Annotated in this window: 13 protein-coding genes; 5 read left to right on the forward strand and 8 right to left on the reverse strand. The window is 58.7% G+C overall.

The window, feature by feature from the left end; translation table 11 throughout:
• Window positions 1-9: 9 nt before the first annotated feature.
• From ACJ8HA_RS21280 to ACJ8HA_RS21295, 4 genes are all read right to left on the reverse strand, one after another.
• Entirely contained in the window at window positions 10-753 is a 744-nt protein-coding gene (locus tag ACJ8HA_RS21280) for a fimbrial biogenesis chaperone (RefSeq protein ID WP_442515502.1), read from the reverse strand.
• Window positions 754-783: 30 nt separating this feature from the next.
• Window positions 784-3,285 carry a fimbria/pilus outer membrane usher protein gene (locus tag ACJ8HA_RS21285; RefSeq protein WP_080440189.1) on the reverse strand — a complete coding sequence of 834 codons (2,502 nt, stop codon included), beginning with the start codon at window positions 3,283-3,285 and terminating at the stop codon, window positions 784-786.
• 79 nt (window positions 3,286-3,364) lie between these two features.
• Window positions 3,365-3,916, reverse strand: a complete 552-nt coding sequence (locus ACJ8HA_RS21290; RefSeq protein ID WP_442515503.1) for a fimbrial protein — start codon at window positions 3,914-3,916, stop codon at window positions 3,365-3,367.
• Between the two features lie 88 nt (window positions 3,917-4,004).
• Window positions 4,005-4,541, reverse strand: a complete 537-nt coding sequence (locus ACJ8HA_RS21295; RefSeq protein WP_049209131.1) for a fimbrial protein — start codon at window positions 4,539-4,541, stop codon at window positions 4,005-4,007.
• Window positions 4,542-5,647: 1,106 nt separating this feature from the next.
• On the opposite strand from ACJ8HA_RS21295, the gene ACJ8HA_RS21300 reads away from it, so the two are divergent.
• The 3 genes from ACJ8HA_RS21300 to fetB all read left to right on the forward strand — a co-directional run bounded on the left by ACJ8HA_RS21300 (window position 5,648) and on the right by fetB (window position 7,564).
• The gene (locus ACJ8HA_RS21300; RefSeq protein WP_099817019.1) at window positions 5,648-5,935 is read left to right on the forward strand and encodes a FaeA/PapI family transcriptional regulator; all 288 of its coding nucleotides are present in this window, start codon (window positions 5,648-5,650) and stop codon (window positions 5,933-5,935) included.
• A 191-nt stretch (window positions 5,936-6,126) separates the two neighbouring features.
• Entirely contained in the window at window positions 6,127-6,804 is a 678-nt protein-coding gene (fetA, locus tag ACJ8HA_RS21305) for an iron efflux ABC transporter ATP-binding subunit FetA (RefSeq protein ID WP_442515504.1), read from the forward strand.
• A complete protein-coding gene (gene fetB / locus ACJ8HA_RS21310) occupies window positions 6,791-7,564 on the forward strand; it encodes an iron efflux ABC transporter permease subunit FetB (protein ID WP_025304582.1) in 774 nt (257 codons plus the stop codon). The genes fetA and fetB overlap by 14 nt, the downstream gene beginning before the upstream one ends.
• Before the next feature lie 35 nt (window positions 7,565-7,599).
• Here the strand turns inward: fetB and ACJ8HA_RS21315 are convergent, their stop codons facing one another.
• Window positions 7,600-8,436 (reverse strand): TIM barrel protein, encoded by an 837-nt coding sequence (locus ACJ8HA_RS21315; protein WP_025304581.1) that lies wholly within the window; start codon window positions 8,434-8,436, stop codon window positions 7,600-7,602.
• 31 nt (window positions 8,437-8,467) lie between these two features.
• Window positions 8,468-9,910, reverse strand: a complete 1,443-nt coding sequence (locus ACJ8HA_RS21320) for a sugar porter family MFS transporter (protein ID WP_147823712.1) — start codon at window positions 9,908-9,910, stop codon at window positions 8,468-8,470.
• 556 nt (window positions 9,911-10,466) lie between these two features.
• On the opposite strand from ACJ8HA_RS21320, the gene ACJ8HA_RS21325 reads away from it, so the two are divergent.
• Window positions 10,467-11,972 (forward strand): CoA-acylating methylmalonate-semialdehyde dehydrogenase, encoded by a 1,506-nt coding sequence (locus ACJ8HA_RS21325; protein ID WP_025304579.1) that lies wholly within the window; start codon window positions 10,467-10,469, stop codon window positions 11,970-11,972.
• A 77-nt stretch (window positions 11,973-12,049) separates the two neighbouring features.
• Window positions 12,050-12,871, forward strand: a complete 822-nt coding sequence (gene iolB, locus ACJ8HA_RS21330) for a 5-deoxy-glucuronate isomerase (RefSeq protein WP_025304578.1) — start codon at window positions 12,050-12,052, stop codon at window positions 12,869-12,871.
• A 38-nt stretch (window positions 12,872-12,909) separates the two neighbouring features.
• Here the strand turns inward: iolB and ACJ8HA_RS21335 are convergent, their stop codons facing one another.
• Together ACJ8HA_RS21335 and ACJ8HA_RS21340 are read right to left on the reverse strand one after the other, a co-directional pair.
• Window positions 12,910-13,746: a MurR/RpiR family transcriptional regulator gene (locus ACJ8HA_RS21335; RefSeq protein ID WP_004930856.1), complete on the reverse strand. Its 837-nt coding sequence runs from the start codon at window positions 13,744-13,746 to the stop codon at window positions 12,910-12,912.
• A gap of 203 nt (window positions 13,747-13,949) precedes the next feature.
• The gene (locus ACJ8HA_RS21340; RefSeq protein ID WP_442515505.1) at window positions 13,950-15,881 is read right to left on the reverse strand and encodes a bifunctional 5-dehydro-2-deoxygluconokinase/5-dehydro-2-deoxyphosphogluconate aldolase; all 1,932 of its coding nucleotides are present in this window, start codon (window positions 15,879-15,881) and stop codon (window positions 13,950-13,952) included.
• Window positions 15,882-15,955: the final 74 nt, after the last annotated feature.

Consider the following 15,955-nt stretch of genomic DNA (forward strand, 5'->3'; position numbering starts at 1 on the left):
CGTATCTCCTTATTTTTTTCCGGGTGCGGCGGTGCAGAGGCTAGCGCTGCAGGTGAAGCGCAGCTCGGGGTGGCCGCCGAAATCATTGATATAGGTGACGACGAAGGCGTCGAACCCATTGTCGCGCAAACGCACATTTTCGCTGGATTTGGGGGACAGCATCACCGGCTTAAAATCGCCGATCGCGCCACTGCCTTGCTTCTGCGTCTGACGGGCGATGCCGGTCAGCGTGATGTGGAACGGCGTCGGGTTTTCGATGGTGAAGCCGTCGACGGTTTTGTGGAACACCAGCTGCTCTTGCCATACCTCACCCTGCGGGGCGACGATGGCCTTCGGGCGGAAGAACAGTTTGATCTGCGTTTGCAGCGCCAGTTGCATCACGTTGGCTTTGCTGCTTTTGGGCGGAATTTCGCGCAAATTGAAATAAAACACCGATTCGCGATCTTGCGGCAATAGCTCAGCTTCCGGCGTTTTGGTAATGCGCACGACGCTGCGTTCTCCGGCTTCCACCCGTTGCAACGGCGGCAATACCACCAGCGGCGAAACGATCTTTTGATGTTGCGCATTCTCGATCCAGGCCTGAGCAAGAAATGGCAACTCTTTGTTCTCATTGGTTATGTTAAGGCTGATCGATTTGGCGTCGCTCACATAGATGGCGCGCGTGCGATCCAACGCGATCGCCGCGTCGGTCGTCGAAGCCAGCGTCATCAACGCCAGGCTGCCCGCGGTTACTGCTATCGAATGTTTGTTCATGTTATTCGTCTACTCTCAATGTGTTGCGGATTACGGTTTGGCGCACGGCAACAGCAGCCGGTCCAGCGGTTTGGCGGCTCCTGGGATGGCGATGTGGCACTGACGGCGGCCTTCCCAGGCGACGTCCAACCGTTCTTCCGGTTGGACGCCGGTCAGATATACCGATCCGCCGTCGTTCACCACCGCGATCTCCCGTCCGGTCGCACTCAGCACCGTGGCGCCGAACGGCGGTTCGCTGCCGTCCGCCAGCTTGATGGTGGCCAACAGCTTGCTGCCTTTCACCACCTCGAAGTGGCGATAACCGATGGCGCCTTCAGTCAGCGTGCCCTGCACCACCGCGCGCGTGGCTTCAACGTCGTCCGCCAGCTTGTTGACGTCGATGCGCGTATCGGTGTTGTAGTAGCTGGTGATATCCGAGATCACCGCCAACCCGAAGCGGTTGCTGTAAGCGCGGCCGTTGTTGATTGGCACGCCGGCGACACCGTTGGTATCCAGCATCATGCGGCTGCCGCCATTGCCGGCGTTCTGGTGCGCGGCGACGCCGTGCCGGGTAGCGGTCAGGCCGCCGCGGAAAGTTCCGCCTATCGAGGAGTAACTGCCCTGCTGATAAGACGCGTTGGCGTTGAGCGTGCCGAACGACGCGTTATGGGTGTAGTAACCGCTCGCCGTCGGTTTGCCGGACTGGGTGACGCCGCTGCCGACCTGCCAGGTATTGTTGATGTCGCTGTTGTCGGTGTAGGTCGCCGTTTGGGTCACGTCGTGATTATTGACCTGCAGCGCGTAGCCCAGGCGGTTGTGCTCGCCGATAGGCACGGTGAAATTGAGCATCGCGCTATCGTCGGTGCGGCCCCGATAGTGAGTGCGATAGGCCGCCAACGAGGCGGTGATGTTGCTGATCCCGCCGAAGTCGAACAGCTTGCTGGTCGACATGCCGTAGCGATTTTGCGCACCGGCGTCCCAGTAAGTCTGGTGTGAGTAGGTCAGATAAGCGGTGATCGCCTGAGCGCTGTCCTCCGCCATAAAGGTTTTGCTGGCGGTGACGGTATACAACTCTTTTTGTCGGCCGCTGTAGCGATCGTCAATGTCGCCGTAGCGCGCCTGCAGGTACTGCGACATGGTCATGAACTTGCGCTGCGAAAAGCGGTAGCCGGCAAAGGTGATTTGGCCGTTGAGTTCGTCGAAACGTTTGGCGTAGTTGACCTTGAATGACATGCCTTTGGCGCTGGGTTCATCGGGCAGGCGCGCGATCGACTGCGTGGCGTCCACCGACAGGGCGCCGAACAGGTTCAGGTCACGCCCCAGGCCGAGGGCCCAGGCGTTGTAATCGCCGCCGAGCAGTGCGCCGCCGTATAGCGACCAGGCGTTGCTCAATCCCCAGGAGAAATCGCCGGCAGAGAACACCGGCCCTTGCGTGCGGTGATCGTAGGCAGACGGCTTGCCCAGCGCCATGTTATAGCGCACGTAGCCGGGGCGGGTCAGATAAGGAATGCTGGCGGTATCTACCTGAAAAGTGGAAACGCTGCCGTCTTGTTCTTCCACTTTCACATCCAGTTTGCCGCGTACCGAACTGCTGAGATCCTGGATGGCGAACGGCCCGGCGGGTACCGTGGTTTGATACAGCGTGCGGCCTTCCTGAGAGACGGTGATCCGGGCATTGCTTTTGGCGATGCCGCGCACTTCAGGCGCGTAACCCTGCAGGTTGGGCGGCAGCATGCGCTCGTCGCTGGCGAGATTGAGGCCGGTAAAACGGTAGGCGTCGAACACCGGCGAATTCAGGTAGGTTTCACCCAGCGTCAGCCTGGCGGCCTGCATCGGCAGCGCGCGGTAGGCGTAGATCTGATTCCAGTCGAAATTGCTGTCGCGGCGGCCGTATTGCTGGTTGAAGTCGGTCTGGTAATCGGCGCGCAGGCGCCAGGCGCCCAGGTTGGCGCCCAACGTACCGTAGCTGCTGAGGCTTTCGGCGGTGCCGTTGTCGTGGTGCTGTTTGCCTATTTGGCCGCTGAGATTGTAATCCAGCAGTATGCCGGGGATGCCATCGTCCCACTGCTCGGGCGGCGTCCAGTCGGGATCGGAATATTTCATCCAGGCCTGCGGAATGGTGATCGCCAGTACGCCGCCGCTGATGCGATCGGAAACCGTTGCGCCTTTGATGCCGCGAATGTCGGCACACTGGTTGTCGTGCCACAGGGTGACTTTTTTGGCCGCATCTTCTTTCAGCGCCATTTTTTCCACCAGGTCAGGCGGCAGGCACACCTGGCTGCCGCTCTTGTCATCCGGCGACGGGAAATACTGAATGCTGCGCTGGGGCAGCGTTTTCTGGTTGATTTTGATATCCAGCAGATAGGTGCCCGGCATGACGTAACCGGCGTCGGAAAAGCGGGATAAGTCCACTTTGCTGCGTTCGCCGATATCCAACACGTCGGTATTGAATTCCGTGGCGGAAAAGACCGGTTTTGCCCAGAGAAAAGAGAGAATGACGATGATGGGCGTTTTTTTTATTGTCAGTAAAGACGTCATAGAATGATCACTCATGGCAAATCCGCGCCTAATAGCAGGTCATCCCGTACGACCTGAATACGTAATGCTGTACAGCGTTCCTAACGAAAACCGGCTACAGATAAGACAGGGTAAATTTGGCCAATGAGCTGAAACCGCCCGCCCGTGCCCTGTCGGGGTGAATGCGCAACTGGGCGCCAAAGCGCAGCGTGTTGTCGCCGGTGACGATCAGATAATCTGCCGTCGTGCTGCCGAGCGGGATCGGGGTACCGGCGTCGGTCAGCAACTCGATAGCCATGCCGCGCGCCTCGCCTTGGACGGCGAGCCATTGCGGATCTTGGCTATCCGCGATGCCGCTGAAGGTGAGGTTGGCCGCGCGATAAATAAAATCGGGCTTTATCTGGCTGGCCAGTTCGCAGTTCACCAGCCTGATGGCGAAGTGGTGGCGGCTTCCGATGAGGCTCGGCTGGGCATCTCGCCCGGCGTCGCTCATTGAAACCAGCCCGAAATCAACGGTTTGATCCAGACTGTCGCCGGCGATGTTGCATGGCGTTTCGACGATTTCGCCGCCCAGGCTGACTTTGCCGTGGCCCTGAGTTTTCGCCGTGGCGCTAGCGCTGCTGATGCTGAGCGCGATCAGCAATGCGCCTCGCCAATGGATGGTCATGCTGGCTTCTCCCTGTCGAGATCGGTTCCTTTGCCGGAGCCGGCGTCGTTAAGCATGGGGATGCCCGTGCCGGCATCCCCAACGAGGCTTACTGATAAGCCAGGGTAAAGTTCGCCACGCTGGTGAACTTGCCCGGCACGACGGCGCCGGAAGCGCTGTTACCTTGCAGGTATGCGGCGAATTTCAGGGCGTTGTTGCCTTCGTTCAGGCCCTGGCCGTCCGTTGCGGTGCCCAGCTCAACGTCCTTGGCGTGCAACTGGTCGTAAATCACGATGCCCGCGCCGCTGGCGGAACCGCTCAACGCCAGCAGTTTGCTGTTGACGGCATCCGGCGTGCCGGTGAAGGTCACCTTGACGTTTTTCATGGTGTTGAGCGCGCAGTCTTTCAGCTCAATGCTGAAGGGTTCGGCGCTGGATTTGCCTTCTTTGGCCAGGATGCGGCTGCTGATCTGGCCCATCGGGACGGTTTGATCGACGGAGTCCGGCGTGATGCTGCAAGGCGCATCGATAATTTCACCGCTAAAGGTTACGGTGCCGCTGCCCTGGTTCGGGGTCGGTGCCGCATGTGCAACGGAGGCGGTGGAAAAAGCAATGACGGTCGCCAGCATTAATTTATTCAGTTTCATTTCTCAGGTTCCTGTAGAGAGTATTTAAATAAAAAGAAAAGCACACCTAAATCCCCGCAGAGCGGCAACGCCTTGTCAGCTGCGCTGCGACGGGAGCCAGATCCTTTTGCTTTGGGCAATACGCACACCCTTCGTTATTTGTTTTCAATAACGAAATGGTTATGTGATGTTTAGTCGGTTTTATTTGATTTTAAAAACCGAATGTCGGCATGGCGTTTTGCTGGGAATATTCTTGCAAACAATAGCATTGCTTGGAAATAGATTTTATTAAAATAAGTCAAATTCAGAATATAAAACCAAAAGGAAAAAGTTAAATATAAGATCAAAAACCAATAGATCGTATGTAAATATTATCCAGAATAAATCACTGTATAAATAAGGTTATGCGAGATATTAGATCGACTGGAATAGCTGTTGCCCTACAATGCACAATATCGCTTTGCTAATATTACGCTTTGACGGCCATTGAAAAATTTTCTTTATGAAACAAAATGAAAAACATAAGCATTTGTTTTATATAATTTTGTGTGGTTAGTTGTCCGTATGGCGTTCCAACGCCAATTCCTAGGTTGCCGAATTGGTTTTAACAAAAAAATAACAACATAGCAGAGGGAAGATTATTCTTATTGGATGCTATTTTTTGGACGCATTTATGTTATTTAACCCATTGTGATTAACCAGAAAAGGGCAGGAAATGCCATGTTCATCATATAATAATGACCTAAGTGATAATGAAAGGATGAACAATGGAATGATTACTGGGATTAATGCTTTAAGCAGAGGTAAGGCGAATGCGTTGACGATGTTGATAATTATTTCTTCACGGTTCGTTATGGGATTGTTTAAACATCTTCGTACCATGATAACCGTGAAAAAAATTGCACAGAAAAATCCTAGTGAAAAATCCGAGGGTCAATGCATGACATTTTATCTGCAAAGGTTGGATTCATTAATAAATATTCATTCTCGCGGTTTTCGACAGCGCCAGGTCTATTTTATCGGAACAACGCTGTTTGCGCGGATACCGCCGTGATTTATCCCCCTGCGCATCGCTGACGTGCAGCCATGAGCGGGGAGCTCAGCAGTAACCACTCAGGAGGAATGCTATGGCCAAGGTGCCGAAAACGTTTGAAAGTAGAAAATCGCTGATGCTGGATGTGTTGCAAGGATTGTGCAGGGAGCGTGTGGAAGGCTCCGGGGGCCATCATCCCCCGCCGGAACAGTGGCCGAAGACGCGCGAGCTGGCGGATAAATGCGGCGAAAATATTTATACCACCCGCACCCTGCTGCTGGCGCTGGAAAAGGAGGGCAAGGTTCACTGCACCCACCGCAGCATCAACAATTCTCTCCGTTGGTACAGCTGCGACGAACAGGCAGCGATAAAAAAAGAGTGATTCGACCTTGGTGGTCGCTTTTGACTATTCCCACAGCTAATCATTAATTAAATTTATCATTTGACGGGGCGTTTCGCTCCGTCAATCCTCCCTCTTCGTTCACTGCCATCCGCACAGCCATTGCTAAGATGTTTTTTGCGGCCATATACTTATCGCTCAGACGGGAACAGGTGTAGGGAGCCGGCATCGTAATGAAGGAAAAGAAAGACATACTGAGATTGGATGATATTCATTATCAAATAGACAGCCAGGTGATCCTGGATTCCGTCTCTTTCACGCTGGGTGAAGGCGAGTTCAAACTGATCACCGGGCCTTCCGGCTGCGGGAAAAGCACCCTGCTGAAAATCATCTCTTCCTTAATGGATCCGACCAGCGGAAAGCTCTATTTCGACGGCCAGGCGATCGACGAGATGTCGCCGGAGGCGTATCGCAAGCAGGTCTCTTACTGCTTCCAGACGCCGTCACTGTTCGGCAATACGGTTTACGACAATCTGGCGCTGCCCTACCAGATCCGTCAACAGCCGCCGGCCGAGCGAAAAATGAAGGCCGATCTGGCGCGTTTCGGCCTGCCGGAGGCGATGCTGACCAAAAGCATCAATGAACTGTCCGGCGGGGAGAAGCAGCGCGTGTCCCTGATCCGCAACCTGCAGTTTATGCCGCGGGTGCTGTTGCTCGATGAGATCACCAGCGCGTTGGACGAGGAAAATAAGCGCAACGTCAACGAAATAGTGCATCAACTGGTGGCGGAACACCGGCTGGCGGTGCTGTGGGTGACGCACGATACCGAAGAGATAGCGCATGCGAACGAGGTGATCACCCTGCGCGCGCATGGCGCCGAGCAACAGGAGCAACAGCATGAATCAGCATAACATCACCAACGAATCCTTGGGCTTGTCGATGGTGCTGGTGGTGGTCGCCATCCTGATCAGCCACCGGGAAAAACTGGCGCTGGAAAAGGACATTATCTGGAGCATCTGCCGCGCGGTGGTGCAGCTGATCATCGTCGGCTACGTGCTGAAGTATATTTTCGACCTGGATAACGCCGTTCTCACCGTGTTGATGGTGCTGTTCATCTGCTTTAACGCGGCCTACAACGCCAAGAAACGCAGCAAGTACATCGAACACGCGTTCGTGACGTCGTTTATCGCCATTACCACCGGCGCGGTGCTGACGCTGGCGGTGCTGGTATTGACCGGCTCAATCGAATTTACGCCGATGCAGGTGATCCCCATCTCCGGGATGATCGCCGGTAACGCCATGGTGGCGGTGGGGCTGTGCTACACCAACCTCGGCCAGCGTTTCAAAGGCGAGCAGCAGAAGATTCAGGAGATGCTCAGCCTGGGGGCTACGCCCAAGTTCGCGTCGGCGGCGCTGATCCGCGACAGCATCCGCGCTTCGCTGATCCCGACCGTGGACTCGGCGAAAACCGTTGGGCTGGTCAGCTTGCCGGGCATGATGTCCGGGCTGATCTTTGCCGGTATCGATCCGGTGAAAGCGATCAAATACCAGATTATGGTGACCTTCATGCTGCTTTCTACTGCCAGCCTGTCAACCATCATCGCCTGCTATTTGGCCTACCGTAAGTTTTACAACGAGCGCCACCAGCTGGTGGTCGGCAACCTGAAGTAACGCCATGAAAAACGGCCTCCGCGGAGGCCGTTTTTTTACCCTTGCAGCAGGGCGATGCTCTGGCGGATTTCCCGTTCGATATCCGCCTCGCTCCAGCCGTCCAGTTGTGAAGAGAAGGGCTCGAAGGCATAGACGCCGGTGTAGCCCAGGCGTTCGAGGTTCTGTACCTGGCGGCGGCTCTCTAGCCGATCGCCCTCGCTCAGCATAATGCGCTCTTCGTCGCTCAACGTGCCTTTATCCCGCCCGTCCTCCACGCCGGACAGATGCACCAGGCCGATCTGCGCCACCTGGATCTGCGCGTCGAAGTCGGCTTGCGTCACGCCGCTCAGATAGTGGTGGAACGTATCGAGCACGATACGGTACGGCGCGCCCGAGTCGCGGATGAGCGCCTGGGTCAGCAGCGACGATCGCAACGAGCTGATGCCGAAGCCCAACGGTTCGACGTATCCCTGTACGCCATAGCGCGCAAACAGCGGTGCCAGCAGCCGCAACGCGGCGAGGGTGTCGTCGCGTTTTTGCTGCTCGCTGCGCGTGTCGTCGGCGCTGCAGTGCGGGCACAGCACCAGCGCCCGGCTGTGGATGGCCTGCGCCTGCGCCAGCAACGCTTCGGCGCGCTGCTGCAGCGCCGCCGGGTCATCCATCAGATTGAACATGCCGAGGGCGTTGATCGTGACGATTTCAATGCCGTATTGCGCGGCGAGCGCGTTGAGCTGCGCGTCGCTCAGATCGTCGGTCACCTTGCCGCTGGGCATGTCGTTGCGCAGCTCAACTTTGCTGAGCCCGCAGCGTTTCACCAGGCGGAAAAAATGGTCCAGATTGAGATTCGGCGCGATCTTGCGGTTAATGCAGAAGCGGTCCAGCGCAATGTTCATGGGCATGACTCCAGCGGTCAGGGTTGAGAGATCAGGATTTGCCGTTTTCCAGCGGCAGCGGCTTGCCGTCGGGCAGGGATTGGCGGTGGCGTTTGGCCATCACCACCTGCTCCATTTTTTCCAGTGAGACGCCTTTGGTTTCCGGAATATAGCGGCCGATAAACCAGTAGCTGAACAGACAGCAGGCGGCGAAGATCCACATCGGGAAGGCGCCGTGGAAATGCGAGAACAGGTAAGGGTGGTCGTTGATCATCGGGAACGACTGCGACACCGCGAAGTTGGCGACCCACATGCAGCCGACGGCGATGCTCATCCCCTGCGCGCGCATGCGGTTCGGGAAGATTTCCGACACCAGCACCCAGGCGCCGACGCCCCAGGACAGCGCATAGAACACCATGAAGAACAGCATGCCGAACAGCGCGAAATAGCCGGTGGCCTGCGTGTAGAGCGCGTACGAGGTGAGCAGCAGGCCGGCGATGGCGCCCAGCGTGCCGTAACGCATCAGCGGAATGCGGCCCATGCGATCCATCAGCATGGCGCCGATGACCGAACCGACCAGCTGCAGCACGCCGATCCAGATGGTCTGGAACAGCGCTTCCTGCGCGTTTTCGGTGACGGTTTTCAGCACCACCGGCGCGTAGTACATCATCACGTTGACGCCGGTGACCTGCTGTAACATGGCGATCATGCAGCCGACGAACAGGATAAACCGCACCCGCACATCGCCGTAGTTCAGCTTCCGGTGCTGCTGCTGTTGATCCTGCTGCAGCGAGTCTTTGATTTCTTTCAGCAGATTCTGCGCGTGGGCGGCGTTGGAGACCTTGGTCAACATCGCCAGCGCCTGATCGTCGCGGCCCATCATCACGTTCCAGCGCGGCGATTCAGGAATGACGAACACCAGGATGCAGAACAGAATGCAGGGGATCACGCCCGAGGCGAACATCCAGCGCCAGCCCATTTCCACCAGCCAGGCTTCGCTGGCGAGGCTGGCAATTTTGAAGTTGACGTAGAAAATCACGATCTGACCGAAGACGATGGCGAACTGCTGCATGCTGAGCGCGCGCCCGCGCATGTCTTTTGGCGACACTTCCGACATGTACATCGGCGACACGGTAGCGGCAATGCCGACCGCCAGCCCGCCGATGATGCGGTAGATGACGAACCAGGTGAAGGTCGGGGCCAAGGCCGCGCCCACGGCGGACACGGTGAACAGCAGCGCCGCCAGCATCAGCGCCTTTTTACGGCCCCAGCGCGCCGCCAGCGGCCCGGCGGCGAAGGCGCCGACCACGCAGCCGATCACCACGTTGGAGACCGCCCAGCCGGTTTCGGCCGGGCTGAGACTGAAATAGGTTTTCAACGCTTCAATCGCGCCGGAAATCACGGCTGTATCGTAACCGAACAGAATGCCGCCCAGGGCGGCGATGCCGCAAATTCGCAATATGTAGCCGGTATTGTGCTTACGCTGATATGACATGTGTTGCTCCGATTTTTATCCTGGCTTCCGTCCGCACGGTCGGGGTGTCGGGAAGAGGGCGAGCGGAAGGGTGTGAACCGTGCCTGTCATCAAGGCGATGTCGTCGATAAATGCTGGAACAAACAAGAACATTTATTTCATAATTAGTGAATAATGGAATATTGATTTTTAGATCCAGTTCAAAAAAAACCGTCACCTCTGCGCCAGGCGCCTTGGGCGTTCGGGGGCGGACGGTAACGACGGCAGAGCAGGCTCAGTGCGGGTTTTCTGTAGCAAAGTCAGTGTGTATTAGCTCTGTTTTCTCCGCCGCTGTTGTGCTTTCCCGGGCACGACAATGAAAGCGCCAATCCGATCGACACCGCAAAATTGCGACCTCACGCACTAAAAACAAATTTTTCAAAACAATTTATTTGAAACTTTTTTTTCAATGAAATAGAGTTTGCTGCATCCGGTCAGGATTTAGCCGGCTTGCCGACGGAGTTTGGCGAGCGGGACGATTAACGCCGCGCCGCCTGTGAGTGGCCTGGCGACAGCGGACTTGAAAAGAGGGCGTGACATGAAAACCGTGGGTAATTTTATTGACGGGCAGGTGTGCCTGAGCAGCAGCAATCAAACCATCGACGTGCACAACCCAGCCAGCGGGCAGGTTGAGCGGCGCGTCACGCAGAGCACCGCCGCCGAAGTCAAACAGGCCATCGACGTGGCGCATCGGGCGTTCGCCGACTGGTCGCGCACCACGCCGCTGCGCCGTGCGCGCATCATGTTCAATTTCAAGGCGCTGTTGGAACAACACCGCGACGAGCTGGCCGAGCTTATCGTCAGCGAGCACGGCAAAGTGTATTCGGATGCGCTGGGCGAACTGACGCGCGGCATGGAAGTGGTCGAATTCGCCTGCGGTATCCCGCATCTGATCAAGGGAGAGTATTCGCCGGACGTCGGCAGCGGCGTCGACAGCTTCTCGCTGATGCAGCCGCTGGGTGTGGTGGCGGGCATTACCCCGTTCAACTTCCCGGCGATGGTGCCGATGTGGATGTTCCCCATCGCACTGGCCTGCGGCAACACCTTTATCCTCAAGCCGCCGGCGCTGGTGCCTTCGGCCTCGGTGCGCCTGGCGGAGCTGCTGAAAGAAGCCGGCCTGCCGGACGGCGTGTTCAACGTGGTGCACTGCGCCAATGAAGATGCGGCGCAGCTGTGCACCGATCCGCGCATTCAGGCGGTGAGCTTCGTCGGCTCCTCCACCGTGGCGGAACATATCTATACCACTGCCAGCGCGCACGGCAAGCGGGTACAGGCCTTCGGCGCGGCGAAAAACCAGGCGATCGTCATGCCGGACGCCGATCTGGACGCCACGGTCAACGCGTTGATGGGCGGCGCGTTCGGCTCCGCCGGCGAGCGTTGCATGGCGCTGCCGATCGCCGTGGTGGTCGGTGACGATACCGCCGACAAACTGATCGCCAAACTGAAGCCGCTGATCGCGCAGCTGCGCGTCGGGCCGGGCTTGCAGCAGGGTGGCGAAGAGAATGAAATGGGGCCGCTGGTGTCGTCTGCCCACCAGAAAAAGGTGCTGGGCTACATCGATCTGGGCGTGGAAGAAGGCGCAACCCTGGTGGCCGACGGCCGCAATTATCAGGTGCCGGGCTACCCTGAAGGCTACTACGTCGGCGGCACGCTGTTCGACCATGTGAAGCCGAATATGCGCATCTACCGCGAAGAGATCTTCGGGCCAGTGCTGGGCATCGTGCGGGTGCCGGACTATCGCACCGCCATCGACACGGTCAACGGCCATGAGTTTGGCAACGGCAGCGCCATCTTTACCGGCAGCGGCCACTACGCGCGTCAGTTCGTGCAGGAAGTGCAGGCCGGGATGGTCGGCGTCAACGTGCCGGTGCCGGTGCCGATGGCGTTCCACAGCTTCGGCGGCTGGAAGCGCTCGGTGTTCGGCGCGTTGAACGTGCACGGCACCGACGGCGTGCGCTTCTACACGCGCATGAAGACCGCCACCGCACGCTGGCCGGCCGGGCAGCAGACGGTGTCCGAATTCAGCATGCCGACGCTGGGTTAAGCGCTGTCATATTCAGGCCAGGCCGTTGCTCCTTCGGGGCAGCGGCCTTTGCACGGGTCATTAACAGGAGAATCGAGATGTCTTCACTGCTTGCCAAATGTCAGACGCCGAATGCCGAGGGGCGTATTCAGCACGTGACGCCGGAAAATGCCGGTTGGCGCTATGTCGGCTTTGACGTTTACCGCCTGGCCGCCGGGCAGTCGCTGCAGCTGGAATGCGGCGACCAGGAACTGTGCCTGGTGCTGGTTGCCGGTATCGCCTCCGTCGCCACGCTGCGCGCCGAATACCCGCATATCGGTAAACGCATGAGCCCGTTCGAACGTACGCCGCCTTACGCAGTGTATGTGCCGCACCACGATCGCATCGACGTGCGGGCAGAAACCGATCTGGAGCTGGCGGTGTGCAGCGCGCCCGGCAGCGGCCACCTGCCTTCACGGCTGATTACGCCGGCGGATATCGGCGTGGAGCGGCGCGGCAAGGGGCGTAACCAGCGGTTGGTGCATAACATTCTGCCGGACAGCGAGCCGGCCGACAGTCTACTGGTGGTGGAGGTTTACACCGACGAGGGCAATACCAGCTCCTACCCGAGCCACAAGCACGATCAAGAAGACTCACCGCACGAAACCTATCTCGAAGAGACGTATTATCACCGCATTCAGCCGGAGCAGGGGTTCTGCATGCAGCGCGTCTATACCGACGATCGCACGCTCGATGAGTGCATGCCGGTCTACAATCGTGACGTGGTGAAAGTGCCGCGCGGTTATCACCCGGTGGCGACCCTGGCGGGTTACGACAACTATTACCTCAACGTGATGGCCGGGCCGGTGCGGCAGTGGAAATTCACCTGGGAAAAAGACCACGCCTGGATTAACGGCGACGGCTATCCCGCCGCGCAATAAGCGCCTGAGGCCCGGCTTGCCGGGCTTTTTTGTCAGCCTTACTCGTCCCGGGCGTTATTCAGCGCCAGCGAGACCGCCAGCGTCTGCGCCAGGCACATCGAAGCCACCTGCGAGCGGAACCCGTCCACCTGCGCTTCGCGCACCACGAAACAGACGTCGCTGAAGGCGGCCAGCGGGCTGACCTGGCTGTCGGTGATGGCGATCTGCTGCGCGCCGCGCTTGGCGCCCAATTCCACCAGTTCCACCGCCTCGCGGGCGTATGGCGAATAGCTGATGGCGATCACCACGTCCTTCGGTTTCACCATGCTCAGCTGTTCGGTGAACATCCCGCCCAGGCCGTCGATCAGAAACGCGCGGCGCTCCAGATGGCGCAGCGCATAGGTGAGGTAGGAAGCGACGCTGAACGAGCGGCGCAGGCCGATCACGTAGATGTTTTCAGCGTTGTTGAGCAGCTCGACGGCGCGATCCAGCTGCTCGGGAGCGATCTGCATCGCCAGCTGCTGCAGCGCCTGCGCGTTGACCATGGTGAATACGTTGAGAATCTCCGCCGGCTTCTCTGGCGCGACGTTGTCGTCGGTGGAGGTTTGGCGGAACAGGCGCGCGCGCTCGGTATAGTTCACCGTCTCTTCCATCAGATGCTGACGGAACACCTGCTTCATTTCGTTGAAGCCGCTGAAACCGAAGGCGTTGGCGAAACGGATCAGGGTGGAAGGCGGCACGCTGGCCTGTGCGGCGATGGAGGCAACGGTATCGAAAGCGATGCTGTTACTGTTATCCAAAATATAGCGCGCCACCTGCTTCAAACGCTTGCTCAGCGTTTCATAACGGTGGCGGATCTCGTCCTGTAACAGCGAAAGTTGAGTTGGGTTGTTCATCCATTCGGCTCGCAGTGGGGTGAAGGCGCATTGGCCTGACGCCTGAAATATTGACAGGGTATTTTAACAGACGGAGCGGAAATTTCATTTCCTCAAAAAGCGATTTATTCGATCGCACATTGCGCGACTTCACAGAAAATGGGCAAAAAAATCCCCTTAAAGCGGCGAAATGGCCTTAAGGGGACGTGAACCTGCTCTCGCTGTCAGTGCGTGCCGCCCGCCTGTGGACGGTACTGGCGCCAGAAACCGATCAGCGTCAGGTATTTTTGTTTCACCTGCTCGATCAGGGCCGCGTCGTCGATTTCCCCCTGCAGCCAGCGGCGCGAAGGTTGGCCGAAAATAGTGCGGCCGACGGCGAAACCTTTCACCCAGCGCGCATCTGCGGCGGCGGCAAAGCCCGCCTTCAGCACCGCCTCTGGGGAATCGAGCCCCAGGATCAGCACGCCGTGGCAGTCGGGATCGTAGGCGTCGATCAGCGCGCCGACCTGCTGCCAGTTTTCCGCGCTCAGCGGCGGCAGTTTCCACCAGTCCGGCTGAATGCCCAACCGGTAGAAGTGTTCAATCATCTCCAGGTAATAGCGCTCGTCCTTGTCGGCGTTGCCGTCCGGCAGGATCACTTCCAGCAGCAGCTCATGGCCGGATTTGCAGCAGCCGCGGTAGACGTCGGCGATCAGCTCATCCTGTTCGCGGCGCAGTTCTGCCGCGTCGTGCGGATGATAAAACACCAGGCACTTCACCACGTGCTCCTGCGGCCAGTCGATCAATTGCGAACCGATGTTGCCGTGCTCCAGGCGCAGCGGGCGCGAGCTGGGCAGCTCCACCGGCCGGCCAATCCACCATCCCTGACCGGTGATTTCGTTCAGCGCCGCCTGCCCGTAGGTGGTGTCGGCCAGAATGCCGCTGTTGCCGTTGAGGCCGGCCTGCGCGGCAGCCTGTTGCGCCGCCGTTAACAGCAGGGTTTTCAGGCGCGGAATGCGTTCCTCGCTGACGCCGGCTTCGCGCGCCATGTCCGCCAGCTGCTTGCGGTGATCGAAGGCGAATACGCACAATTCCGGCCACTGTTGCTTGCGGGTGGTGACCCGGTGCAGGTGATTCAGGCGTGCGTCGCGGTCCGGGCGCGTGACCTGTTGTTCACGCTGCAGATAGTCATCCAGCTCCCGTTTGGTCGGCATGGCCGGGGCGCAGCCGTGACGCGAGACCACCAATGCGCCGCAGGCGTTGGCGTAGCGGCAGGCCTGATCCCAGCCCTCATCGTTCAGGTAGCCTCGCAGCAGGCCGGACATAAAGGCGTCGCCGGCTCCCAGCACGTTCAGCACCTCCACTCGCACACCAGCGTGCAGCTTCACCTGTTCCCAGTCGTCGGCGATGTCATCTTCGAACACCGAACAGCCCTGCGCGCCGCGCTTGCACACCAGCGTGGCCGCCGTGGCCCGGCGCACGTTTTTCAGCGCCGTCAGCGTGTCGGTGCTGCCGCCGGCGATATGAAATTCCTCTTCGGTGCCGACGATCAGATCGAAATGGTGCAGCACCTCTTGCAGCTCGCGCGTGACCTGATCCGATTCCACAAAGCGGGTTTCGCCGTCGCCCAGCGACGTCAACCCCCACAGCACCGGGCGGTAATCGATGTCCAGCGCGGTGCGCAGGCCGTGGCGGCGCGCGTATTCCAGCGCCTTCAGCACCGCGGCGCGGGTGTTCGGGTGCGACAGGTGCGTGCCGGTGATGGCCAGCGCGCGCGCGGAAGCAATGTAGGCCTCGTCGATGTCGTCGGGCGTCAGCGCCATGTCCGCGCAGTTTTCGCGGTAGAAGATCAGCGGGAAGGTTTCCTGATCCTTGATGCCGAGGATCACCAGGCCGGTTAACCGACGTTTGTCGGTGATCAGGCAGCGAGTATCGGCCCCGACGCGCTGCAGCTCTTCGCGCAGAAAGCGGCCCATGTGTTCATCGCCGACGCGCGCCAGCATGCCGGATTTTAACCCCTGAATGGCGGTGCCGTAGGCCACGTTGCCGGAAGATCCGCCGAGGTACTTGGCGAATGTGCCGGCGTCTTCCAGCCGCGCGCCGATCTGCTGAGCATAGAAATCGACGGCGATGCGCCCGAGACAAATGACATCAAGCTGTTTTTCTTGTGTAGCCATACCCGTTTCCTTCTGTTTAAGCAAAACTCCGGCGGCGGCCCGAGCGTGGCGCCCTGCAGGAAGCATGTGGATAG

It is taken from the genome of Serratia sp. CY33802 (assembly GCF_052169095.1).
GTDB lineage: Bacteria > Pseudomonadota > Gammaproteobacteria > Enterobacterales > Enterobacteriaceae > Serratia > Serratia bockelmannii.

Excerpts from the sequence above, each read along its gene's own strand:
- ACJ8HA_RS21280 (WP_442515502.1), bottom strand. The coding sequence starts at position 753 with ATGAACAAACATTCGATAGCAGTAACCGCGGGCAGCCTGGCGTTGATG.
- ACJ8HA_RS21285 (WP_080440189.1), bottom strand. The coding sequence starts at position 3,285 with ATGAGTGATCATTCTATGACGTCTTTACTGACAATAAAAAAAACGCCC.
- ACJ8HA_RS21290 (WP_442515503.1), bottom strand. The coding sequence starts at position 3,916 with ATGACCATCCATTGGCGAGGCGCATTGCTGATCGCGCTCAGCATCAGC.
- ACJ8HA_RS21295 (WP_049209131.1), bottom strand. The coding sequence starts at position 4,541 with ATGAAACTGAATAAATTAATGCTGGCGACCGTCATTGCTTTTTCCACC.
- ACJ8HA_RS21300 (WP_099817019.1), top strand. The coding sequence starts at position 5,648 with ATGGCCAAGGTGCCGAAAACGTTTGAAAGTAGAAAATCGCTGATGCTG.
- fetA (WP_442515504.1), top strand. The coding sequence starts at position 6,127 with ATGAAGGAAAAGAAAGACATACTGAGATTGGATGATATTCATTATCAA.
- fetB (WP_025304582.1), top strand. The coding sequence starts at position 6,791 with ATGAATCAGCATAACATCACCAACGAATCCTTGGGCTTGTCGATGGTG.
- ACJ8HA_RS21315 (WP_025304581.1), bottom strand. The coding sequence starts at position 8,436 with ATGAACATTGCGCTGGACCGCTTCTGCATTAACCGCAAGATCGCGCCG.
- ACJ8HA_RS21320 (WP_147823712.1), bottom strand. The coding sequence starts at position 9,910 with ATGTCATATCAGCGTAAGCACAATACCGGCTACATATTGCGAATTTGC.
- ACJ8HA_RS21325 (WP_025304579.1), top strand. The coding sequence starts at position 10,467 with ATGAAAACCGTGGGTAATTTTATTGACGGGCAGGTGTGCCTGAGCAGC.
- iolB (WP_025304578.1), top strand. The coding sequence starts at position 12,050 with ATGTCTTCACTGCTTGCCAAATGTCAGACGCCGAATGCCGAGGGGCGT.
- ACJ8HA_RS21335 (WP_004930856.1), bottom strand. The coding sequence starts at position 13,746 with ATGAACAACCCAACTCAACTTTCGCTGTTACAGGACGAGATCCGCCAC.
- ACJ8HA_RS21340 (WP_442515505.1), bottom strand. The coding sequence starts at position 15,881 with ATGGCTACACAAGAAAAACAGCTTGATGTCATTTGTCTCGGGCGCATC.